Consider the following 20,560-nt stretch of genomic DNA (forward strand, 5'->3'; position numbering starts at 1 on the left):
GGCACTGCACCACGATGCCGGTGGGGATGTGCGTCAGGCGCACGGCCGAGTCGGTTTTGTTGATGTGCTGACCACCCGCGCCGCTGGCACGGAAGGTGTCGGTGCGCACGTCAGACGGGTTGATGTTGATTTCGATCGAGTCGTCGATCTCTGGGTAGACAAACAGCGAAGCGAACGAGGTGTGGCGGCCGCCCGACGAGTCGAAGGGACTTTTGCGCACCAAACGGTGCACGCCAGTTTCGGTGCGGAGCAGGCCAAAGGCATATTCGCCTTCGATTTTGATGGTCGCGCCCTTGATGCCTGCGGTGTCGCCCGGGGTTTCGTCTTCCACCGTGGCCTTGAAGCCCTTGCGTTCGGCGTACTTGATGTATTGGCGCAGCAGCATGCTGGCCCAGTCACAGGCTTCGGTGCCGCCTGCACCGGCCTGGATGTCGACAAAGCAGTTGAGCGGGTCCGCCTCGTGGCGGAACATGCGGCGAAACTCAAGGTCTTCCACCAGCGCAGTCAATTTGGCGGTTTCGCCTTCGATGGTCATCAGGCCAGCGTCATCGCCTTCTTCCTTGCTCATTTCGAAGAGTTCAAGGTTGTCAGCCAGCTCGCTGGTCAGGTTGTTGATGGTCACCACCACGCCGTCTAGGGCCTTTTTCTCTTTGCCCAGTTCCTGGGCTTTTTTGGGGTCGTTCCAGACCGCAGGATCTTCGAGCGATGCGTTGACGGTTCTCAACCGTTCAGATTTGGCATCGTAGTCAAAGATACCCCCGTAACTCGTGGGTGCGAGCGGTCAGGTCTGTGAGGGAGGCGCCGATTTGGTTGATGTGTTCTGCGTCCATGGGGAAACTCCGATTCGGTAAACCGGGCATTTTCTCATGACTTGCCGACTTCAAGCTGTGCCGATGAACGCTTTCTGGGACCACCCGCCCCATTAAAAAAGCCGACCCCAAGAGAACATCAATCCCGCATTGCCCAAAATTTTCATCTGCAGCGAGTCTTTTGGACTGATCTTGTAGCCCAATGAGGGAATGATGGCCGGTGAAAAACCATGGTAGTTCAAAGGCACTTTGTCTTCGTAAGGCGCCACGTAACCGTAAAGAATGCCTGCGGTTACTTTCACAAACAATTGAGGCGAACCCAGCAAGCCATTGAACTGCTGACCAGCGTAGAGGTAGACCGAGGGTTGACCAAATGAGTTGCTGAAAAAGCTCACCCCGCAAAACCGGTTGCCAGGCAGCTGTTCGTCCAAAGCCAAAAGCACCACATCTTTGTGTTCTGCGTTATGACTCCAATGATGGGTATAGGGTGAGAACGTGATTTCCCCCTTTTTGACGGGCTCAGCGGCGCCTTGTACACCCAAAAAAGAAGGGCAATAGCGCGTTGCTTGGGACATTGTGGGCAGGGCCGCCAGTGCCAAGGCACAGAGGATGCCCCGGGTTTTGTGCAAATCCATCAGTTTCATGTGGCGCTTTGATCAAAAAGTTACTCGATTGTAAGTTGCACATCAGCCCAAGAAATTCTCAAGCAGTACAGCCAAAGCCTGAGGCTGGTCATGGTGGAGCATGTGTCCAGCGTCCTGAATCAAGGCTTGTTGCAGGGTGGGCACGGACTTCAGGCGCTCGTGAAACTCTGCCAAGGTGTATTTGCCTTTCCACCACTGACTGAGCGAGTCGTCCGAAGCTTCCACCACCAGCACGGGTGCGGTGATGCGGCGGTACATGGCCTGCGCTTCTTCGACATGGAACAGATACGGGTTGACGACTTTGTGCGCCGAGTCGCCCAGAATGCGCCACTGGCCATCTGGGCCCTGCTGCGCCCAATGCTGGGCCAGCCAGTCGGCTTTGTCTTGGTTCAGTCGGCCGTTGGTCTTCATCAGGCGGGCTGCCACGCCGGCGGCGTCGGGGTAGGCCTTGAGCGTGTTGTCGCCCGCGCGTTGCGCTTTGAGTTCGTCGAGCCACTGGGCCATGCGGGGGGGCGCTTGGGCGGGCTGCGTGGCGGCCATGCCAAAGCCTTCAAGGTTGACCAGGCGGCGGATGCGCTCCGGGCGGGTGCCCGCGTACATCATGACCACGTTGCCGCCCATGCTGTGGCCGACCAGGTCAATGGCTTGTCCGGGGTAGAGCGCGTCGAGCAGGGCATCCAGATCGGCCAGGTAATCGGGGAACCAGTAGCTGTCGGTGGGTGGGGTCTCGGTCAGGCCGTAGCCGCGCCAGTCCATGGCAATGATGGGGCGCTGGCTGACAAAAGTCTGGCTGAAGGCGTCGACCATGAACTGGTAAGAGGCGGCCACGTCCATCCAGCCGTGTGCCAAAACAAGAGGCGTAGCGCCAACTTGTGCCTTGCCCCACTGGCGGACGTGGTAGCGGCAGCCGCGCAGCGGCACCCAGTGGCTTTGTGATTCGCGTTGAACTTGGTACATACTTTCAATCATAAGGAGACACACGATGAGCGTCAGTCGCAACCAGGACCGCCAAGCCCCAAACCTAGCTCAAGGCGGCGTCGATCGTTATCAGGCTATTCATCAGTCTTTTGGCTGGAAGGTGCCCAAGCGCTTCAACATGGCGCAGGCTTGCTGCGGCCAGTGGGCTGTGCAGCCCGTCACGGCAAGGCGAGTCGCCATTCGAGAGCATGTGGCAGGGCAGGGCTTGGGCCAGAGCTGGACCTTTGCCCAACTGCAAACCGCGGCCAACCGCTTGAGCCGGGTGCTGCAGGGGCTGGGCGTGCAGCGTGGCGACCGGGTGGCGATTGTGTTGCCCCAGCGTTTTGAAACCGCTGTGGCCTACATGGCAGTGCTGCAAATGGGTGCGGTGGCCATGCCACTGTCCATGCTGTTTGGCCCAGAGGCGTTGGCGTTTCGCATCAATGACAGCCAGACCCGGGTGGCGGTGTGCGATGAGTCGACATTGAGTGCCCTGCAACAAGCCCGATCAGATTGCCTTGGCTTGCAAATCCTGATCGGGGTGGGGGAAGCCGGTGCGTTGGCCGATCTGGACTACGCGCAAGCCGTGGCCAGCCAGGCCACATCGTTCAAGGTTGTGAGCACCTTGGCTGAAGAACCGGCGGTGCTGATCTACACCAGCGGTACTACCGGCAATCCCAAGGGCGCGCTCATACCGCACCGGGCACTGATCGGCAACCTGACGGGTTTTGTGTGCAGTCAAAACTGGTTTGGCTTTGACCCATTTGATGCCAGTCGACCCTCCAAAGCCGTGTTCTGGTCCCCAGCCGACTGGGCTTGGACGGGCGGTCTGATGGACGCGTTGCTGCCCAGCCTGTACTTTGGGCGGCCCATCGTGGCCTTCAACGGACGCTTTTCGCCCGAGACCGCGTTCGAGATTTTGCAAAGCCACGGCGTGACGCACAGTTTTTTGTTCCCGACGGCGCTCAAAGCCATGATGAAGGCCGTGCCCGACGTGAAAGCCCGTTACAAGCTCAAGCTGCAAGCCATGATGAGCGCAGGCGAAGCGGTGGGTGACGCGGTGTTTGCCTATGTCCAGCAACAGATGGGCGTGACGGTGAACGAGATGTTCGGCCAGACCGAAATCAACTACGTGGTGGGCAACTGCACCCGGCTGTGGCCCGCCAAGCCCGGAAGCATGGGCAAGGGCTATCCCGGTCACCAGGTCGCGGTCATCGACGAGGCGGGGAAACTGTGCCCACCCGGCACGCCGGGCGAAGTGGCGGTGAACCGCTTCGATGTGCACGGCCAGCCCGACCCGGTGTTCTTTTTGGGCTACTGGAACAATGCCAAAGCCACCCAGGCCAAGTACACGGGCGACTGGTGCCGCACAGGCGACATGGCGGTGGCTGACGAGGAAGGCTACCTTTGGTACCAAGGCCGCACCGACGACATGTTCAAGGCCGCCGGTTACCGCATCGGACCAGGCGAGATCGAAAACTGCCTGGTCAAACACCCGGCCGTGCAGAACGCCGCCGTGGTGCCCAAGCCCGACGCCGACCGGGGTGCTGTGGTCAAGGCCTATGTGGTGCTGTCGCCTGACTGGGGGGGGCGCAGGCCCAACGGGCCGGGCCAGGCCCGCTTTGACGAGGAGCTTCGCCGCGAATTGCAGGCCCATGTGAAGGGTTTGCTGGCCCCTTACGAATACCCCAAAGAGATCGAGTTCATCGACCAACTTCCCATGACCACCACCGGCAAAGTGCAGCGGCGGGTGCTGCGCCTGCAGGAAGAAGCACGCGCGACAGCCGCCATCGCTGCAAAGACCTAACGCGTGACAAAATCTCGCCAAACGCCTTGGGCTTGGGCTTGGGCTTGGGTTTGGGTTTGGGTTTGGGTTTGGGTTTGGGTTTGGGTTTGGGGCGCGGCAGCTGACATGAAACATCAACAGGAAACACCATGAAAACCGTTCAACTCGGTCAATCCGACCTGCAAGTGACCCCCATTTGCCTGGGCACCATGACCTTTGGTGAGCAAGTCAATGAAGCGGACTCACACACCATCTTGGACCGCTCGCTGGAGGCCGGCATCAACTTCATCGACACCGCCGAGATGTATGCCGTGCCCGCTACCGCTGCCACTTGCGGTTTCACTGAAACCTACATCGGTAACTGGTTCGCCAAAAATTCCGGTGTTCGGCAAAAGCTCGTGTTGGCCACCAAGGTGGCCGGACCTTCGCGTGGCATGCCGTGGATTCGTGAGGGCTCTGGCATGACGGGGCAAGACATCCTGAATTCTTGCGATGCCAGTTTGCGCCGTCTGCAAACCGATGTGATCGACCTTTATCAGATCCACTGGCCCGAGCGCCATGTGCCGGTGTTTGGCATGACCTACTTTGACCCCGCCAAAGACAAGTCGGTGACCTCGATCCACGAGCAGCTCGAAGCCCTGTCCAAGCTGGTCAAGGCGGGCAAGGTGCGCTACATCGGCTTGTCCAACGAAACCCCTTATGGCGTGCACGAGTTTGTGCGCCTGGCCGAGCAACATGGCTTGCCGCGCGTGGCCACGGTGCAAAACCCGTATTGCCTGGTTAGCCGCACTTATGACAACGGTTTGGACGAGACTTGCTACCGTTTGAACGTGTCCATGTTGGCGTATTCGCCCTTGGGTTTTGGTTTGCTCACTGGTAAATACGATCAGGAAGATTTGACAGGTCCTTTGGTGCCCGATGGTGGCCGCATCGCCCGCTACGACTCGATGCGCAAACAGCGCTGGGGCCGCCCCGAAGCCCTTGCCGCCGCAGGCCGCTACAACCAGTTGGCCCGCGACAACGGCATGACGCCCACGCAGATGGCGCTGGCGTTTTGCTACCACCGCTGGAGCGTGGCCAGCACCATCATCGGCGTGACCTCGGTGGCGCAACTGAACGAAGACTTGGCGGCTTGGAACACCGAGTTGAGTCCCGATGTGCTCAAGGCCATTGACGCCATCCGTTGGGATATGCGCGACCCGGCTTTGTGATCTGGGGCCATGGCCAAAAAAGACAAAGTCAGCGAAACCCCGGCCACGGCGCTGTTGCGCCAGCATGGGGTGAGTTTCACCGAGCACCCTTACGACTACCTGGAGCATGGCGGTGCCCAACACAGTGCGCAGGTGCTGGGCATGGACCCTTTCAGCGTAGTTAAAACGCTGATCATGCAAGACCAGGACGCCAAACCGCTGGTGGTGTTGATGCACGGCAACTGCAAGGTGTCCACTAAAAACCTGGCGCGGCAGATCGGTTTGAAATCGGTGGAGCCCTGCGCCCCCGAGGTGGCCAACCGGCACAGTGGTTATTTGGTGGGCGGCACCTCGCCCTTTGCCACTCGCCGGGCCATGCCCGTGTTCATCGAAGAAAGCATTCTGAGCTTGCCGCGCATCTGCATCAACGGCGGCCGGCGTGGTTATCTGGTGGGCATCGACCCGCAGGTCTGTGTGCAACTGCTGGGTGCCCAGCCCGTGAACTGCGCGCTGGCAGAATGACGCCCGTAGAAGAAACAGGGAGATGTGGATGGATGCGTTGATTCCGGTGACCGTGGTGCTGGGCAGTTATTTTTTGGGTTCGCTCAGTTTTGCGGTGATCGTGAGCCGCTTGATGGGCCTGAACGACCCGCGCAGCTATGGCAGCAAAAACCCGGGCGCCACCAATGTGCTGCGCTCGGGCAGCAAAAAAGCGGCCATCCTGACTTTGCTGTTGGACGCATTCAAGGGTTGGTTGCCGGTGGCGCTGGTGCTGACCTTGGGGCCTGAACACGGTTTGGGCCCAGACGTTGCGGCCCTGGCGGGCCTGGCCGCGTTCTTAGGTCACCTGTACCCGGTGTTTTTTGGCTTCGTCGGTGGCAAAGGCGTGGCCACGGCGGTGGGTGTGGTGGTGGGCGTCAACGGCAGCTTGGCACTGGCGGTGGTGTTCAGCTTTGCCATTGTGTTGTTCTTCTCGCGCTACGTGTCCCTGGCCTCGATGGTGGCTGCCGTGTTTGCACCTGCTTTTTACCTCTTCGGCGATGGGGTGGCTTGGCAAGCGTCTGCGCCAGAAGTTGTGAGCCTGGCCGCCATGGCTATTTTGTTGGTCTGGCGGCACCGAGAAAACATCCACCGCTTGATGGCAGGAACCGAGTCCCAACTGGGAAAGAAGAAAACATGAGCCAAGACATTCAGCGTTTGCATGTGGCCGCGCGTTACAGCGAGGCGGCCGTTTTCAATGGTGTGGTTTATCTGGCAGGCATGGTGCCCGAGTGCGAGGCCACCGACATCCGCAGCCAGACCGCCGATGTACTGCGCCAGATCGAGTACCGATTGGAGGAGGCGGGCAGCGACAAAACCCGCATCATGCGCACCCAGATTTACCTCAAAGACATCGCCGACATTGCCGCCATGAACGAGGTGTGGGATGCTTGGGTGGTGGCGGGTACAGCGCCACCCCGCGCCACCGTGCAGGCGGCGCTGGCCAATCCGGCCTATTTGATCGAGGTGGTGGTGACGGCGGCCGTCAAAGCTTGAGTCACTTGGCGTCAGAGACTGCGGGAGAGTTGAACCCTCAAGCGCTCAATCCCTGAAGTTGTCGAAAGACAAGGGCAAGTCGGGCATGTCTTTGCGCAGCATCGCCATGGCGGCCTGTAAATCGTCGCGCTTGGTGCCCGTGACGCGCACGGCATCGCCCTGAATGGACGCTTGGACCTTGATCTTGCTGTCCTTGATCAGGCGGGTGATCTTTTTGGCATCGTCGGTCTCGATGCCGTTCTTCACTTTGACCACCTGCTTGACCTTGTCGCCGCCGATTTTTTCGACCTTGCCGATGTCCAGAAAGCGCACGTCCACGTTGCGCTTGGTCAGCTTGTTGCGCAGGATATCTTCGACTTGCGTGAGTTGAAACTCGGCATCGCCAAACATCGTGATCTCTTTGTCCTTGAGTTCGATGTTGGCCGACGTGCCTTTGAAGTCAAAGCGGGTGCCAATTTCTTTGGCGGATGTGTCAACGGCGTTGCGCACTTCGACCATATTGGGTTCGCAAACGGTATCAAACGAGGGCATGGCTTTAAAAATCCGAGGGTTGAGAATGCGACAATTCTCCCATGTTCCTTGAGAAAAATGTTCCCCTGCAGCCCTACAACACTTTCGGCATCGCCGCCAAGGCCCAGGCTTTGGTGCGGGTGCGCTCCGAAGCCGACCTGTTGGCTGTGCTGGCCGACCCGCAACTGGCCAGCATGCCCAGGCAGGTGCTGGGCGGCGGCAGCAACATCGTTTTGACGGGCGACGTCAAGGCGCTGGTGCTCAAGATGGAAGTGCCCGGCATTGGCCTAGTGGGTGAGACCGACAAACACTGGCTGATCGAGGCGGGCGCGGGCGTGGACTGGCATGCGCTGGTGGCCTGGACCTTGGACCACGGCTACCCGGGTCTTGAAAACATGGCCCTGATCCCCGGCACGGTGGGCGCATCGCCCGTGCAAAACATTGGTGCCTATGGGGTGGAGCTGCAAGACCGCTTCGATTCGCTCGACGCCATGGACCTGTTCACGGGCGAGTTGTTCACCCTGAACGCCGCGCAGTGCGGCTTCAGCTACCGCGACTCGGTGTTCAAGCACGCATCGGGCGGCGCGGATGGCTTGGGCCTGGCAGGCCGGGCCGTGATTTTGCGGGTGCGCTTTGCGCTGCCCAAGCGCTGGAAGCCCGAACTGGGCTACCTGGACCTCGAGCGCAAGATGGCCGAGTCCGGCATCCACAGCCCCGATGCCCGGCAGATTTTTGACTGGGTTGTGGCCATTCGCCGCGCCAAATTGCCCGACCCGCAGGTGATTGGCAACGCGGGCAGCTTTTTCAAAAACCCCACCGTGACGCCTGAGCAGTGCGCCGACATCATCGCTCGTGAACCCAAGGTGGTGCATTACCCCATGCCCGATGGCTCCATCAAACTGGCCGCGGGCTGGCTGATCGACGCCTGCGGCTGGAAAGGCAAAAGCGTGGGCCACGCCGGAGTCTACGAAAAGCAGGCGCTGGTGCTGGTCAACCGCGGCGGCCGCGAGAACCCCTGCACCGGGGGCGAGGTGATGACCTTGGCCAAGGCGATTCAGACCAGTGTGTATGAGCGGTTTGGAATACGGCTGGAGCCAGAGCCTGTTGTGATTTGACTACAATGGTAATCAAATTCTCTGTTTGATAAATGCACCCTCTGAGTAATTCCGAACGCATCCACTATCGCGATCTTCTTCGCGAGGCCCGTTATGGTGCGCTTGCCGATGCAGAAGGATTTCAACAGGTGTGTTTTGCCATTGAGGCCTTGGGCAAGCGCTTGAATCCGCGAGCGAATGGATTGGGTTCTTGCTACAGCAAACTTAGGGATCTCGTCAATGATGCAGGCTTACTTGGCCCCCAAGGTGAGGTCGGTGGGGTCGACAAACGCTTCGATGCTTTCTTTATCGCTCTGCGAGATGCTCGTAATGACATTGCGCATACCGGTGCTTACGCCAGGAATGTCGCAATTGATGCAGTTTCGCTTTGCTCAGTCCTAGAGGATGCTTTAATGCATATGCGAGCTACAGTTGCTGATTTTATGGTGTCGACTCCGATAATGATTCAGCCTTGGCAATCGATTGGATTCGCTCGACAGTTGATGCTGCTGAATTCATTTTCCTATCTACCGGTATGGCATCAAAAAAAGTGGTGGCTGCTTTCAGATATCGCCCTGGCAAAATATCTTCGCCCTGCATGGCCTGCTCGCAAAAGAATGCAGGAAACAATAGAGGAAGCGAATAAGCATGTTGTTTTGCTTGCTGAAATTTTACCTATAGATGCAACGACTCCGATAGATAACATTCTGAAAGATTCCCAGCCTCCTGGGCTCTGGTTAGTTGTTAAAAATGGCTATCCGGAAGGTCATTTGGCTGGAGTTTTATCTCCTTTTGAGCTTATGTAGCTCTATTTTGCTGGATTTAACTAATGAAAAATTTTATTTATTGTTTGACTTGGATGTTTTTAATAAATGCTTCTGTCTATGCAAATAAATATGATAATCAGATCGATTTGGCGATGGGTAAAATGGTCGAGGCCTTTGAGGCTGAGGGGAAAAGTCGTAAAATTGATAATTATACTGACTTGATAAAAATTCAATATCATAAGGAGATGAAAATAATTTTACTAACGCACGAAGTTGACATTGGTGCAATGCTTAACAAAGAATATCTTGATAATTCCGATGCTTGGAAAATAAAGAGTGCTAATAAAATTAAAGCATGCTTATCAGGATTTGGTGTTTTATTGAAAAATAAATTGATAAAAATTGAGCATGTTTTCCTTGATAAAAAATCAAAGTATCTTATTTTGAGATATTTTATATCATCTGATGATTGTGATATTAAAAATGAAAAATAAACTTTTTATTTTCGGTCTAATTTTGATTTTGACCATGCCACTTTCTTGGTATGGATTTTCTGCAGGATACAATTTTAGATTATTGCCTGTTGCTTTAGAGGATGACATTGTTGTCAGTCTAATTGCAGATGGTAGATCTGTTGAAGTAAGTGTTTTGAATGATTCCAATTACACAATCAGCAGTTTTAAACTTTCCTGCAAAAGTACTGTGCATTCGGGTAATTGCTCTATGGCTGGAATGATTGAGGACATTGTTTATGAAGGTCTTCCTGGGTATAAAAGAGAGAACTCTTGCCGGACTTTAACGAATGATGTACATGAGTCTCTAATAAAAAAATATGTATTTCCATCGATCATACGTAAAGAGCTAATAGAAACTAAAGATGCCTGGTCTGCAGACTCATTAAGTTGCGCTGTTGAAGATCCTCGAGGATATAAATCTTATTGGTTTGAAAGATTTATTGGTCATATAATAACGATTATATTTTGATTTCAATAAATTAAGTTCGTATAAATATTATTGCTCGCCAGGGTGAAAATGAAAAACGGCCCGAAGGCCGTTTTTCATTGAAGCATCACAAGCATCACTTCTTGGGGTTGCCATCCAACTTGTAGATGTGCGGGCCTTCGCCCACCGACAACAAGCCGGCGTGTGCATAAATGCCCAGCTTGGCGCGGGTGTCGGTGATGTCGAGGTTGCGCATGGTCAGCTGGCCAATGCGGTCGAGCGGACTGAACGGCGCATCTTCCACTTTTTCCATCGACAAACGCTCTGGGGCATAAGTCAGGTTGGGGCTGTCGGTGTTCAGGATGCTGTAATCGTTGCCACGGCGCAGTTCCAGCGTCACGGTGCCGGTGACGGCGCGGGCCACCCAGCGCTGGGCGGTTTCGCGCAGCATGATGCACTGGGGGTCAAACCAGCGGCCTTGGTACAACAGGCGGCCCAAACGCAGGCCGTTGATGCGGTACTGCTCGATGGTGTCTTCGTTGTGAATGCCGGTGACCAGGCGCTCGTAGGCGATGTGCAGCAGCGCCATGCCGGGGGCTTCGTAGATGCCGCGGCTCTTGGCTTCGATGATGCGGTTCTCGATCTGGTCGCTCATGCCCAGGCCGTGGCGACCGCCGATTTCGTTGGCCTTGAGGAACAGCTCCACCGGGTCGGCGTATTCCACGCCGTTCAGGGCCACGGGCGTGCCTTCTTCAAAGCGCACGCTGACTTCTTCGGCTCTCACATCGACTTCGGGCTTCCAGAACGCCACGCCCATGATGGGGTTGACGATGCGGATGCCGGAGTTCAGGTGCTCCAGGTCCTTGGCTTCGTGGGTCGCGCCCAGCATGTTGCTGTCGGTGGAGTAGGCCTTTTCGGCGCTCATCTTGTAGCCAAAGCCGTTGGCGGTCATGAAGGCGCTCATTTCAGCGCGGCCACCCAGCTCGTCGATGAACAGCTGGTCCAGCCAGGGTTTGTAGATCTTGAGGCTCGGGTTGGTCAGCAGACCGTAGCGGTAAAAGCGCTCGATGTCGTTGCCCTTGAAGGTGCTGCCGTCGCCCCAGATGTTGACGTTGTCTTCCTTCATCGCGGCCACCAGCATGGTGCCCGTGACGGCGCGGCCCAGCGGGGTGGTGTTGAAGTAGGTGATACCACCGGTGGAGATGTGGAAAGCGCCGCTCTGGATGGCGGCAATGCCTTCGTAGGCCAGCTGCGTGCGGCAGTCGACCAGGCGTGCTTTTTCGGCGCCGTATTCCATCGCCTTGCGGGGAATCTCGTTGTAGTCGGCTTCGTCAGGCTGGCCCAGGTTGGCGGTGTAGGCGTAGGGCAGGGCGCCCTTTTGCTTCATCCACAGCAGCGCAGCAGAGGTGTCCAGGCCGCCCGAGAAGGCGATACCGACTTTTTGCCCTTTGGGCAGGTTTTGCAGGATGGTGCTCATGTCGTTTGGCTCGGGGGGATCAACCGAAGTGGCAGATGTAGTGGTAGGCCTCGGTCACGCGGATCTCGAACTTGGAGTTGCCTGGCACGCTGAATTCTTCGCCCGCGCTGGACTTGACCCATTGGCTGCTGCCATCGAGCTTGTATTCGCAAGAGCCGCCTACGCACTCCATGATTTCTGGGGCGCCAGTGTTGAAAGTCAAAGTGGAAGGCAAGATCACGCCCACTGACAGCTTGGTGCCATCGGGCAGGGTCAGGCCGTGGCTGACGCATTTGCCGTCAAAGTAAACATTGGCTTGGGTGTTGACGGAGACGCCGTCGATGGTTTGGGTGGTCATGGGCAAAACAGGTCAGGGTTAGCGGTGCGGGCTGGCCGCAGAAAAACGCGGCCGGTAGGCCGCGTCGGTCAACAAAACGCTATTTTAGGACACCCAGCCCTGCAGAGCCGGGTTCTGCGCCCCACTCACAGACTGTTCAGCGCCAGTGGCCGCGGTCAAAGTGGGCGCTGTGGCGGTGACTTCTGGGGTAATCGGGCCGCAAGAGATGGCTGTTGTAATGAATGACGGGCCTGGGGGAATGCCAACTCAAATCAATGTGGCTGTAAACGGGGGGGCGGCTCACGTAAACCGGCGCTGGCAGATAGACCACTTGAGGGGCCATCGTGGTCACGGCGCTTTGGACCCAGGGTGTGCTGGGCGTGGTCGCGTCTGAGCGCAGACCCTGCCCAGCGGGTGTGATTTGCAAGGGAATGGTGGCGCCAGGGTCTTGGGGTAATTGCACCGTGTATTGCTTGCCTGCATATTCATAGACCACGCTGAAGCCGACCAAGCGGTTTTCATAGACGTTTTGGGTGCTGCATTGGGTTTGGTTTTGGGCAAACGCGCCGCTCGGGCCTTCGATCCGGTCGCCCACCATGGCCCCACCCATGATGCCAATGACGGTGGCCAAAGCGCGACCCGAACCGTCGCCAATCGCGTTGCCCATTGCACCGCCAGCGATCGCGCCCATCAGCGCCCCTGCGCCCGAACTTGGCGCTTGCTGCATGACAGGCACTTGGGTGCAAGTTTGGCGGGGCACCACGACCTGTTGGTAAACAGGACTTTTGGACAGGACTTGACCGACTTCTTGAGCCAAAGCGCCCTGAGGCGACAAGGCCATCCCGCCCAACAAGGCGCAGCTCAAATAAACTGTTTTCATGGTGATTTCTTTCAAAGAAATTGACACCTTCAGTTTAGGCCAGCCACGCAAACCATGCTGCGTTCTATGTGTAAAGATGGGTAACAGTTTTGAGGATCACGCCGGCCACTGCTCCGGCTTGAAGCCTACGGTGATGTGACCCGAGGGCCAGACAATCACCGGTCTTTTGATGCAACTTGCGTGCGCCAGCATCACTGCCTTGGCGCTGGCGCTGTCGGATACACCTGCTTGCAAAGAGTGGTCGAGCTTGCGCCATGTGGTGCCTTGGCGATTGAGCAGGGTTTCCCAACCCAGCTGTGCCAGCCAAGTGTCCAGCTCTGCAGCAGGCACGCCTTGCTTTTTGAAGTCATGAAAAGTGGCCTGCAGGCCTTGGTCGGTCAGCCAAGTGCGGGCTTTTTTGACGGTGTCGCAGTTGGGAATGCCGTAAACAATGGGGTGCATGGGTTTTGTCAAAGCTTGTGGAGGTCTGTCTGGGCGACAATCGCGGCCTATGAAGACTCTACAACAATGGCTCGACTGGTGCGAGCAACTACACCCGGTGGCCATTGACATGGGACTGGAGCGGGTGAAAGCCGTGGCCGACCGCATGGACCTGCGTTTTGATTGCCCCGTCATCACCGTTGCGGGCACCAATGGCAAAGGTTCAACCTGCGCCATGCTGGAGGCGGTTTTGCTGCAAGCGGGTTACCGCACGGGCGTTTACACATCACCCCATTTGGTGCAATTTGAAGAGCGCTGCCGCTTGCATGGCGAGTCGGCCTCCGCGGAAGCTTTTGCCGATGCTTTTGCAGCCGTGGAAGCGGTGCGCGCTGAGGTCAGTTTGACGTATTTCGAGTTCAGTACCTTGGCCATCTTGCACATGATGGCAGGCGCCAACTTGGATGTGGCCATTTTGGAGGTGGGCCTAGGAGGGCGCTTGGATGCTGTGAACATCGTGGATGCCGACTGCAGCATCATCACCAGCATTGACATTGACCACACCGCCCTTTTGGGTTTTGACCGAAACACCATCGGCCGAGAAAAAGCGGGCGTGATGCGGGCGGGGCGGCCCGTGGTGGTGAGCGATCCGGTCCCTCCGCAAAGCGTGATCGATCATGCATCGGCATTGGGCGCAGAACTGTGGCTGTTTGGCCGGGACTTCAATTACTCGGGCGACAAGCAGCAATGGGCTTGGGCCGGCCGCGATCGCCGCTACAGCGGGATGGCCTATCCGGCTTTGCGAGGGGCCAACCAATTGATCAACGCCTCTGGCGTGTTGGCCGCCTTGGAGGCTTTGCGTCAACGCATTCCTGTGACAGCTCAAGCCGTGCGAAATGGCATGGCCATGGTCGAGCTGCCTGGTCGTTTTCAGATCGTGCCGGGTCAGCCAGTTTTGGTGTTGGATGTGGCCCACAACCCCCATTCGGTGGCCGCTTTGGCGGTCAATCTGGATGCCATGGGTTTTTACCCCACCACCCATGCCGTTTTGGGCGCCATGGCGGACAAAGACCTCTTGCCGATGTTTCAGCGCATCAACCCGATGGTGGGCCGGTGGTATTTCACCGATTTGCCCTTGCCCAGGGCCGCCCAAGCGGCCGATTTACAGGCACTTTGGCAAAACCAAAATACCCGTACCGACACCGCCAGCACTGTCCATGCCACCCCTTTGTTGGCCCTGCAGGCCGCCATGGATGCAGCCGACCCGGCTGATAGAATCGTAGTCTTTGGCTCCTTCTACACCGTGGGCGGAGTTTTGGCAGACGGTCTCCCGCGCCTTCAAGCCAAACACCTCAGCCCCTGAGCAATTGCCATGGCCTTTTTCAAGTTCCGATTTCCGGGTCAAACCCCTTCAGCAGAGGGCGTCGCAGCCGGACCCAACGAAAGCATCGAAATCGTTCGTCGCCGTGCTCGCCACCGACTGACCGGTGCCGTGGTGCTGGTTTTGCTGGCCGTGGTGGGGTTTCCCTTGTTGTTTGACACCCAACCGAGGCCTGTCTCGGTGGACACACCCATCGTGGTCCCGGACCGACAAAAAACGCCTGCGCTGGCCAGCAACGTGCCGGTACCTGCGGCTCAAGCGCCCGCCAAACCTTTGTTGCCCAACACCGAGGGCAACACCGTGCCTGCGCAGTCCAGCTTGGATGCCCGCGAAGAAGTGGTGCCCAAACCTGCTGCAGCCTTGGCGGACAAGCCGGTTGATCAGCCCGTTGAAAAGCGGGCAGATCTACCTGCCGACAAGCCGGCTGAAAAGCCGGTGACCACCAAGGCAGAAACCAAGCCTGAAACCAAACCCGAGGCCAAAGCGCCAACGCCACCCAAACCCAAAGACGATGGCCAAAAAGCCCAAGCCTTGCTCGAAGGCAAGCCCGTTAAACCCGCTGCATCACGGGTGGCGATCCAAGTGGGCGCCTTCACGGATGCAACCAAAATTCGCGATGTGCGAAGCAAACTCGAGCAAGCTGGCTTGAAAACCTACACCCAGGTCGTCGAAAAAGATGGCAAAAGCACCACACGCATCCGTGTGGGTCCTTTTGAAACCAAAGAAGAGGCCGACAAAGCCGCAGCGCGCATTCGCAAGCTCGATTTGCCAGCGGCTGTTTTGAAGCTCTGACATGGCCATCGCCCTGACCGATTGGTTGTTGTTGGGGGTGTTGGCGGGCTCCATGGCCTTGGGTTTTTGGCGTGGTTTGGTTTATGAGGTCTTGTCCCTTGCGGGCTGGTTGGCCGCTTTCATGGCCGCGCAATGGTTTGCTGAAGACGCCATTGGTTTTTTGCCCTTTGTACAGGGCGCGCCCGAATCGGTTCAGTACGCGGTCGCCTTTGTGGTGGTGTTTGTGGCCACCTTATTTGCCATGGGCATGTTGTCTTGGTTGATCAAGAAGCTGGTGGAAACCGTGGGCCTCAGGCCTGTAGACCGTTCTTTGGGCGCCATATTTGGCTTGGCTCGCGGGGTGGTGGTTTTGTTGGCGGTCACCGTGCTGCTGCAGCTCTTGGGCATGGCCTCAGAGCCTTGGTGGAAAGAGGCCCAAGGACCTGTTTGGCTCGACACCGCAATCAAAGGTCTCAAACCCATGTTGCCCGAAAAATTCGGGGCATTTTTACCCTGAACTTCTCAGGGCAGTTCGATTTTTGAACGGATAAAGATTTATGTGTGGAATCGTCGGCGTGGTCAGTCAAGCACCGGTCAATCAGCTGATTTACGATGGTTTGCTGTTGTTGCAGCACCGCGGGCAAGATGCGGCGGGCATCGTCACGCAGCTGGACCGCAAGTTTTTCATGCACAAAGCCAAAGGCATGGTGCGCGATGTGTTCCGCACCCGCAACATGCGCAGCCTGCTTGGCAATTGCGGGCTGGGCCAAGTGCGCTACCCCACCGCCGGCAATGCTTTCAGCGAAGAAGAGGCCCAGCCTTTTTATGTGAACGCACCCTTTGGACTGGTGCTGGTGCACAACGGCAACCTGACGAATGCCCATGCCCTGAAGGCGGAGTTGTTTTCCAAGGACCACCGCCACATCAACACGGAGAGCGATTCCGAGGTCTTGCTCAACGTGTTGGCTCACGAACTGGAAAAAACCACCCGAGGCTTGCCCCTCAAGCCCGTGGACGTGTTCGAGGCCGTGCGCGGCGTGAACCGCCGTGTCAAAGGCTCTTATGCCGTGATCGCCTTGATCGCGGGTCATGGTTTGGTGGCTTTTCGTGACCCGCACGGCATCCGCCCCTTGTGTATTGGCCGTGGAGAAGACGGTGCCATCATGTTGGCCAGCGAGTCCGTGGCCCTGGATGGCACGGCGCACCAATTTGAGCGCGATGTGGCGCCAGGCGAAGCCATTTTTGTGGATCTGAGCGGACAGGTGCACACGCAGGCTTGCTCTGAAAAATCGCAGCTGAGCCCCTGCATTTTTGAATACGTTTACCTGGCTCGTCCGGACTCCACCTTGGACGGTATTTCGATCTACCAGGCCCGTTTGAATTTGGGCGAAACCTTGGCCAAGCGTGTCATCTCGACGGTGCCGCCCAGCGACATCGATGTGATCATTCCCATTCCAGAATCAAGCCGCCCCAGTGCCACGCAGTTGGCCCACCTGCTGGGTATTCCGTACCGCGAGGGTTTTGTTAAAAACCGTTACGTGGGCCGTACTTTCATCATGCCGGGCCAGTCGGTTCGCAAAAAATCGGTGCGCCAAAAGCTCAACACCATCGTGAGCGAATTCAAGGGCCGCAAGGTGCTGTTGGTGGACGACTCCATCGTGCGCGGGACCACCAGCCGAGAAATTGTGCAGATGGCCCGCGACGCGGGTGCTCGGAAGGTTTACCTGGCCAGTGCTGCGCCCCCCGTGCGCTACCCCAATGTCTACGGCATCGACATGCCAACGAGCCAAGAGCTGGTGGCGCATGGCCGCAGCATTGAAGAGATCCGCCAGATCATTGGCTGCGACGCCCTGATCTACCAGGACGTAGACGCCATGAAAACAGCTGTGGCTCAAGCCCGAGTGAATGCGGCAGGTGTTTTGTCCGATTTCGATGCCTCTTGCTTTGACGGTGTCTACGTGACGGGCGATATCTCGGCCGACGACATCAGCCGCTTAAACCAAACCCGTCCCCAAGCCGAGGAGGGCGATGACGACAACTCGCGTTTGGCCTTGCCCAACGCCAGCGAATAAGGCCCGCCATGAACCACAACCACCGATTAGACGACCTGCACATTGAAACATTGGCTGTGCGTGCAGCAGTTGAGCGAAGCCAATACGGCGAAAACTCTGAAGCCCTTTACCTGACCAGCGGTTATGTGCAGCCCACAGCTGAAGCTGCTGCCCGACGTTTTGCGGGTGACGAAGAGGGCTACACCTACGGTCGCTACGGCAACCCCACCGTGAGCAGCATGGAAATGCGCTTGGCCGCTATGGAGGGTACCGAGGCGGCCATGGGCACGGCGTCGGGCATGTCCGCTATCTTGATGATGTGCATGGGCTTGCTCAAGGCGGGCGACCATGTGGTGTGCTCTCGCTCTATGTTTGGCTCCACCATCAAGCTCATTGGTTCGGATCTCGCCAAGTTCGGCGTCGAATCGAGCTTTGTCTCACAGACCGACCTGAAAGAATGGCAAGCCGCAGTTCGTCCCAACACGCGTTTGCTTTTTGCCGAAACGCCGACCAACCCCCTGACCGAGGTCTGCGACATCCAGGCTTTGGCTGACATCGCCCACAACGCTGGCGCTTTGTTTGCGGTAGACAACTGTTTTGCCACTCCCGCCTTGCAGCGCCCCGTGGTCATGGGGGCAGACATCGTCATGCATTCGGGCACCAAGTACCTCGATGGCCAAGGCCGCGTGATGGCAGGTGCCTTGTGCGCTCCGCAGCAAATGATCACAGAGAAGTTTTTGCCCGTGCTCAAAAGCGGTGGCATGACGCTGGCCCCCTTCAACGCATGGGTGGTGCTCAAGGGCCTTGAAACCCTGGACCTGCGCATGCGTGCTCAAACGGCCCGGGCGCAAATTTTGGCCGAATGGCTGGAAAAGCATCCCGCGGTGGCCCGCGTGCACTACCCTGGATTGGCCAGCCACCCTCAGCACGATCTGGCCATGCGCCAAATGTCGGGCCTGGGCGGCGCGGTCCTGTCGTTTGATGTGAAAGCCGATGGCCCGGAGCAATCGCGCCAACGGGCTTTCCATGTCATGGACCAAATGCAAATGCTTTCCTTGGCCACCAATTTGGGCGACACCAAAACCATGGTGGCTCACCCCGCCAGCACATCGCACGGTCGTCTGACTGAAGCACAACGCCAAGATGCCGGCATCGGCCAAGGTCTGATTCGCGTTGCGGTTGGGCTGGAATACCCGCAAGACATTCAAAAAGACCTGTCCCGTGGTCTCGATACCCTTTGATATGACCAACACCCTTTCAAGCACGTCTGCTCACACGCGCACCCGCTTTGCCCCATCGCCCACGGGCTTCATTCACCTGGGCAACATCCGCTCAGCCCTGTACCCTTGGGCTTTTGCCCGCGCCACGGGCGGCGACTTCATCTTGCGCATCGAAGACACCGACCTGGACCGCTCTACGCAGGCCTCTGTGGATGTGATCATCGAAGGCATGGCCTGGCTGGGCCTGGATCATGACGAAGGCCCTTTCTATCAAATGCAGCGCATGGACCGCTACAAAGCAGTCCTGGCCGATCTGATCACCGCTGGTTTCGTCTACCCTTGCTACATGAGCGTGGCTGAACTCGACGCTTTGCGCGAGCGCCAAATGGCCAACAAGGAAAAGCCCCGTTACGACGGCACCTGGCGTCCCGAGACCGGTAAAACCTTGCCTGTCCTCCCTGAGGGCGTGAAACCCGTGCTGCGCTTTAAGAACCCGATCGGCGGTGTGGTGGCTTGGGACGACAGGGTCAAAGGGCGCATTGAAATCAGCAACGACGAGCTGGACGACTTGGTCATCGCCCGCCCCGACGGCACGCCCACCTACAACTTCTGCGTGGTGGTGGACGACATCGACATGCAGATTACGCATGTGATCCGTGGCGACGACCACGTCAACAACACGCCGCGTCAGATCAACATTTTCAAAGCCCTGGGCAAAGAGCCGCCTGTTTACGCCCACTTGCCTACTGTGCTGAACGAGCAGGGCGAGAAGATGAGCAAGCGCAACGGCGCCAAGGCCGTGACCGCCTACCGCGACGAAGGCTATTTGCCTGACGCCATGGTCAACTACCTTGCGCGTCTGGGCTGGAGCCACGGCGACGATGAAATTTTCAGCCGTGCGCAGTTTTTGGAGTGGTTCAATCTCGACCATTTGGGCCGCAGCGCCGCGCAGTTTGACGAAGCCAAACTCAAATGGGTCAACGCCCAGCACCTCAAAGCCACGGATGACGCCGAATTGGCCGAGCGCGTGCAGCCCTTCCTCAGCAAACTGGGCGTGGTGGGCGATGAGCGACTGGCCAGCATTTGCGGCCTGTTCAAAGACCGCTGCGACACGCTGGTGGTTTTGGCGCAATGGATATCGGCCTTCTATCTGGACGTGGTGCCTAACCCGGACGAAAAAGCCCAGCATGTGACCGACGCGATCAAGCCTGCATTGGCGGTGTTGGCAAACAAACTGGCCGCATGCGCTTGGGACAAGGCATCGATTTCTGCGGCTATCAAAGAGACCTTGGGCGAGACGAGCCTCAAAATGCCGCAAATCGCCATGCCTGTTCGTGTGTTGGTGATGGGCACGGCCCAGACACCTTCGCTCGATGCGGTGCTTGCGTTAAGCCGTAGAGAAAAAATTCTTGATCTACTCCAAAACAACTGAATTTCTGTCTATAATTCGAGTCTCGACACCAACGAGGCGCAACGTCAAGCAGCAATGCACCGCGATGTACCAAAGGGGGTATAGCTCAGCTGGGAGAGCGCTTGCATGGCATGCAAGAGGTCAGCGGTTCGATCCCGCTTACCTCCACCAAAGTGTCGAAATGATTCGCCAGAATCAGTCCAGGTTATGACCCTATCGTCTAGAGGCCTAGGACATCACCCTTTCACGGTGAGTACCGGGGTTCGAATCCCCGTAGGGTCGCCAAGTTTTGTAGCACTTGGTCAGTTGCAACAGCAGCATGACAAAAGTTACAGCTACCAGGAGTGGTAGTTCAGTTGGTTAGAATACCGGCCTGTCACGCCGGGGGTCGCGGGTTCGAG

General features: G+C 57.5%; 22 protein-coding genes, 2 tRNA genes and 1 pseudogene. 17 read left to right on the top strand and 8 right to left on the bottom strand.

Going from position 1 to position 20,560, the window contains the following annotated elements:
• The 3 genes and pseudogenes from ABWQ00_RS14270 to ABWQ00_RS14280 all read right to left on the bottom strand — a co-directional run.
• Positions 1 to 830 (bottom strand): annotated as a pseudogene (locus ABWQ00_RS14270) (PCRF domain-containing protein); the annotation flags it as partial.
• A gap of 92 nt (positions 831 to 922) precedes the next feature.
• On the bottom strand, positions 923 to 1,453 hold the full coding sequence (locus ABWQ00_RS14275; RefSeq protein WP_353239329.1) for a hypothetical protein: 531 nt from the start codon (positions 1,451 to 1,453) through the stop codon (positions 923 to 925).
• 42 nt (positions 1,454 to 1,495) lie between these two features.
• A complete protein-coding gene (locus ABWQ00_RS14280; protein WP_353239330.1) occupies positions 1,496 to 2,410 on the bottom strand; it encodes an alpha/beta fold hydrolase in 915 nt (304 codons plus the stop codon).
• Between the two features lie 25 nt (positions 2,411 to 2,435).
• Between ABWQ00_RS14280 and ABWQ00_RS14285 the strand changes: the two genes are divergently transcribed.
• From ABWQ00_RS14285 to ABWQ00_RS14305, 5 genes are all read left to right on the top strand, one after another.
• Entirely contained in the window at positions 2,436 to 4,217 is a 1,782-nt protein-coding gene (locus ABWQ00_RS14285) for an acetate--CoA ligase (protein ID WP_353239331.1), read from the top strand.
• Between the two features lie 128 nt (positions 4,218 to 4,345).
• Positions 4,346 to 5,407: an aldo/keto reductase gene (locus tag ABWQ00_RS14290; RefSeq protein WP_353239332.1), complete on the top strand. Its 1,062-nt coding sequence runs from the start codon at positions 4,346 to 4,348 to the stop codon at positions 5,405 to 5,407.
• Positions 5,408 to 5,416: 9 nt separating this feature from the next.
• On the top strand, positions 5,417 to 5,908 hold the full coding sequence (locus ABWQ00_RS14295; RefSeq protein WP_353239333.1) for an aminoacyl-tRNA deacylase: 492 nt from the start codon (positions 5,417 to 5,419) through the stop codon (positions 5,906 to 5,908).
• Between the two features lie 28 nt (positions 5,909 to 5,936).
• Positions 5,937 to 6,566 carry a glycerol-3-phosphate 1-O-acyltransferase PlsY gene (gene plsY, locus ABWQ00_RS14300; RefSeq protein WP_353239334.1) on the top strand — a complete coding sequence of 210 codons (630 nt, stop codon included), beginning with the start codon at positions 5,937 to 5,939 and terminating at the stop codon, positions 6,564 to 6,566.
• Entirely contained in the window at positions 6,563 to 6,922 is a 360-nt protein-coding gene (locus ABWQ00_RS14305) for a RidA family protein (protein WP_353239335.1), read from the top strand. Before plsY ends, ABWQ00_RS14305 begins: the two co-directional genes overlap by 4 nt.
• 45 nt (positions 6,923 to 6,967) lie before the next feature.
• Here ABWQ00_RS14305 and ABWQ00_RS14310 read toward each other — a convergent pair whose 3' ends face one another.
• Positions 6,968 to 7,453, bottom strand: a complete 486-nt coding sequence (locus ABWQ00_RS14310) for a YajQ family cyclic di-GMP-binding protein (protein WP_353239336.1) — start codon at positions 7,451 to 7,453, stop codon at positions 6,968 to 6,970.
• A gap of 41 nt (positions 7,454 to 7,494) precedes the next feature.
• Here ABWQ00_RS14310 and murB point away from each other — a divergent pair, with 41 nt between their 5' ends.
• The 4 genes from murB to ABWQ00_RS14330 are packed head-to-tail and all read left to right on the top strand — an operon-like array spanning position 7,495 to position 10,277.
• Positions 7,495 to 8,547: a UDP-N-acetylmuramate dehydrogenase gene (murB, locus tag ABWQ00_RS14315; RefSeq protein WP_353239337.1), complete on the top strand. Its 1,053-nt coding sequence runs from the start codon at positions 7,495 to 7,497 to the stop codon at positions 8,545 to 8,547.
• Positions 8,548 to 8,579: 32 nt separating this feature from the next.
• Entirely contained in the window at positions 8,580 to 9,332 is a 753-nt protein-coding gene (locus ABWQ00_RS14320) for a hypothetical protein (RefSeq protein ID WP_353239338.1), read from the top strand.
• Positions 9,333 to 9,355: 23 nt separating this feature from the next.
• The gene (locus ABWQ00_RS14325; protein WP_353239339.1) at positions 9,356 to 9,787 is read left to right on the top strand and encodes a hypothetical protein; all 432 of its coding nucleotides are present in this window, start codon (positions 9,356 to 9,358) and stop codon (positions 9,785 to 9,787) included.
• The gene (locus ABWQ00_RS14330; RefSeq protein WP_353239340.1) at positions 9,777 to 10,277 is read left to right on the top strand and encodes a hypothetical protein; all 501 of its coding nucleotides are present in this window, start codon (positions 9,777 to 9,779) and stop codon (positions 10,275 to 10,277) included. The genes ABWQ00_RS14325 and ABWQ00_RS14330 overlap by 11 nt, the downstream gene beginning before the upstream one ends.
• 94 nt (positions 10,278 to 10,371) lie before the next feature.
• On the opposite strand, the gene argG is transcribed toward ABWQ00_RS14330, so the two are convergent.
• From argG to ABWQ00_RS14350, 4 genes are all read right to left on the bottom strand, one after another.
• The gene (gene argG / locus ABWQ00_RS14335) at positions 10,372 to 11,712 is read right to left on the bottom strand and encodes an argininosuccinate synthase (RefSeq protein ID WP_353239341.1); all 1,341 of its coding nucleotides are present in this window, start codon (positions 11,710 to 11,712) and stop codon (positions 10,372 to 10,374) included.
• Positions 11,713 to 11,731: 19 nt separating this feature from the next.
• Complete coding sequence (gene ppnP / locus ABWQ00_RS14340) at positions 11,732 to 12,049, bottom strand: pyrimidine/purine nucleoside phosphorylase (protein WP_353239342.1); 318 nt, start codon at positions 12,047 to 12,049, stop codon at positions 11,732 to 11,734.
• Between the two features lie 136 nt (positions 12,050 to 12,185).
• Complete coding sequence (locus tag ABWQ00_RS14345; RefSeq protein WP_353239343.1) at positions 12,186 to 12,908, bottom strand: glycine zipper 2TM domain-containing protein; 723 nt, start codon at positions 12,906 to 12,908, stop codon at positions 12,186 to 12,188.
• Positions 12,909 to 13,004: 96 nt separating this feature from the next.
• Entirely contained in the window at positions 13,005 to 13,349 is a 345-nt protein-coding gene (locus ABWQ00_RS14350; protein ID WP_353239344.1) for an ArsC family reductase, read from the bottom strand.
• A 49-nt stretch (positions 13,350 to 13,398) separates the two neighbouring features.
• On the opposite strand from ABWQ00_RS14350, the gene folC reads away from it, so the two are divergent.
• The 8 genes from folC to ABWQ00_RS14390 all read left to right on the top strand — a co-directional run bounded on the left by folC (position 13,399) and on the right by ABWQ00_RS14390 (position 20,444).
• Positions 13,399 to 14,688, top strand: coding sequence for a bifunctional tetrahydrofolate synthase/dihydrofolate synthase (gene folC / locus ABWQ00_RS14355; RefSeq protein ID WP_353239345.1), 1,290 nt, complete (start codon positions 13,399 to 13,401; stop codon positions 14,686 to 14,688).
• 9 nt (positions 14,689 to 14,697) lie between these two features.
• Entirely contained in the window at positions 14,698 to 15,498 is an 801-nt protein-coding gene (locus ABWQ00_RS14360) for an SPOR domain-containing protein (RefSeq protein WP_353239346.1), read from the top strand.
• A gap of 1 nt (position 15,499) precedes the next feature.
• Positions 15,500 to 15,994: a CvpA family protein gene (locus ABWQ00_RS14365; protein WP_353239347.1), complete on the top strand. Its 495-nt coding sequence runs from the start codon at positions 15,500 to 15,502 to the stop codon at positions 15,992 to 15,994.
• Positions 15,995 to 16,034: 40 nt separating this feature from the next.
• Positions 16,035 to 17,549: an amidophosphoribosyltransferase gene (gene purF / locus ABWQ00_RS14370; RefSeq protein ID WP_353239348.1), complete on the top strand. Its 1,515-nt coding sequence runs from the start codon at positions 16,035 to 16,037 to the stop codon at positions 17,547 to 17,549.
• An 8-nt stretch (positions 17,550 to 17,557) separates the two neighbouring features.
• A complete protein-coding gene (locus ABWQ00_RS14375) occupies positions 17,558 to 18,769 on the top strand; it encodes an O-succinylhomoserine sulfhydrylase (protein WP_353239349.1) in 1,212 nt (403 codons plus the stop codon).
• A 1-nt stretch (position 18,770) separates the two neighbouring features.
• Complete coding sequence (gene gltX / locus ABWQ00_RS14380; RefSeq protein ID WP_353239350.1) at positions 18,771 to 20,180, top strand: glutamate--tRNA ligase; 1,410 nt, start codon at positions 18,771 to 18,773, stop codon at positions 20,178 to 20,180.
• A gap of 74 nt (positions 20,181 to 20,254) precedes the next feature.
• A tRNA-Ala gene (locus ABWQ00_RS14385) sits at positions 20,255 to 20,330 on the top strand.
• Positions 20,331 to 20,368: 38 nt separating this feature from the next.
• A tRNA-Glu gene (locus tag ABWQ00_RS14390) sits at positions 20,369 to 20,444 on the top strand.
• The last annotated feature ends 116 nt before the right edge of the window (positions 20,445 to 20,560 follow it).

The sequence above is a fragment of the Limnohabitans sp. genome (assembly GCF_040400975.1).
Taxonomy (GTDB): domain Bacteria; phylum Pseudomonadota; class Gammaproteobacteria; order Burkholderiales; family Burkholderiaceae_C; genus Limnohabitans_A.

Excerpts from the sequence above, each read along its gene's own strand:
- plsY (WP_353239334.1), top strand. The coding sequence starts at position 5,937 with ATGGATGCGTTGATTCCGGTGACCGTGGTGCTGGGCAGTTATTTTTTG.
- murB (WP_353239337.1), top strand. The coding sequence starts at position 7,495 with ATGTTCCTTGAGAAAAATGTTCCCCTGCAGCCCTACAACACTTTCGGC.
- folC (WP_353239345.1), top strand. The coding sequence starts at position 13,399 with ATGAAGACTCTACAACAATGGCTCGACTGGTGCGAGCAACTACACCCG.
- gltX (WP_353239350.1), top strand. The coding sequence starts at position 18,771 with ATGACCAACACCCTTTCAAGCACGTCTGCTCACACGCGCACCCGCTTT.
- ppnP (WP_353239342.1), bottom strand. The coding sequence starts at position 12,049 with ATGACCACCCAAACCATCGACGGCGTCTCCGTCAACACCCAAGCCAAT.
- ABWQ00_RS14290 (WP_353239332.1), top strand. The coding sequence starts at position 4,346 with ATGAAAACCGTTCAACTCGGTCAATCCGACCTGCAAGTGACCCCCATT.
- ABWQ00_RS14350 (WP_353239344.1), bottom strand. The coding sequence starts at position 13,349 with ATGCACCCCATTGTTTACGGCATTCCCAACTGCGACACCGTCAAAAAA.
- ABWQ00_RS14280 (WP_353239330.1), bottom strand. The coding sequence starts at position 2,410 with ATGTACCAAGTTCAACGCGAATCACAAAGCCACTGGGTGCCGCTGCGC.
- ABWQ00_RS14365 (WP_353239347.1), top strand. The coding sequence starts at position 15,500 with ATGGCCATCGCCCTGACCGATTGGTTGTTGTTGGGGGTGTTGGCGGGC.
- ABWQ00_RS14275 (WP_353239329.1), bottom strand. The coding sequence starts at position 1,453 with ATGAAACTGATGGATTTGCACAAAACCCGGGGCATCCTCTGTGCCTTG.
- argG (WP_353239341.1), bottom strand. The coding sequence starts at position 11,712 with ATGAGCACCATCCTGCAAAACCTGCCCAAAGGGCAAAAAGTCGGTATC.
- ABWQ00_RS14360 (WP_353239346.1), top strand. The coding sequence starts at position 14,698 with ATGGCCTTTTTCAAGTTCCGATTTCCGGGTCAAACCCCTTCAGCAGAG.
- ABWQ00_RS14285 (WP_353239331.1), top strand. The coding sequence starts at position 2,436 with ATGAGCGTCAGTCGCAACCAGGACCGCCAAGCCCCAAACCTAGCTCAA.
- ABWQ00_RS14375 (WP_353239349.1), top strand. The coding sequence starts at position 17,558 with ATGAACCACAACCACCGATTAGACGACCTGCACATTGAAACATTGGCT.
- ABWQ00_RS14295 (WP_353239333.1), top strand. The coding sequence starts at position 5,417 with ATGGCCAAAAAAGACAAAGTCAGCGAAACCCCGGCCACGGCGCTGTTG.
- ABWQ00_RS14305 (WP_353239335.1), top strand. The coding sequence starts at position 6,563 with ATGAGCCAAGACATTCAGCGTTTGCATGTGGCCGCGCGTTACAGCGAG.
- ABWQ00_RS14325 (WP_353239339.1), top strand. The coding sequence starts at position 9,356 with ATGAAAAATTTTATTTATTGTTTGACTTGGATGTTTTTAATAAATGCT.
- ABWQ00_RS14345 (WP_353239343.1), bottom strand. The coding sequence starts at position 12,908 with ATGAAAACAGTTTATTTGAGCTGCGCCTTGTTGGGCGGGATGGCCTTG.
- purF (WP_353239348.1), top strand. The coding sequence starts at position 16,035 with ATGTGTGGAATCGTCGGCGTGGTCAGTCAAGCACCGGTCAATCAGCTG.
- ABWQ00_RS14320 (WP_353239338.1), top strand. The coding sequence starts at position 8,580 with ATGCACCCTCTGAGTAATTCCGAACGCATCCACTATCGCGATCTTCTT.
- ABWQ00_RS14330 (WP_353239340.1), top strand. The coding sequence starts at position 9,777 with ATGAAAAATAAACTTTTTATTTTCGGTCTAATTTTGATTTTGACCATG.
- ABWQ00_RS14310 (WP_353239336.1), bottom strand. The coding sequence starts at position 7,453 with ATGCCCTCGTTTGATACCGTTTGCGAACCCAATATGGTCGAAGTGCGC.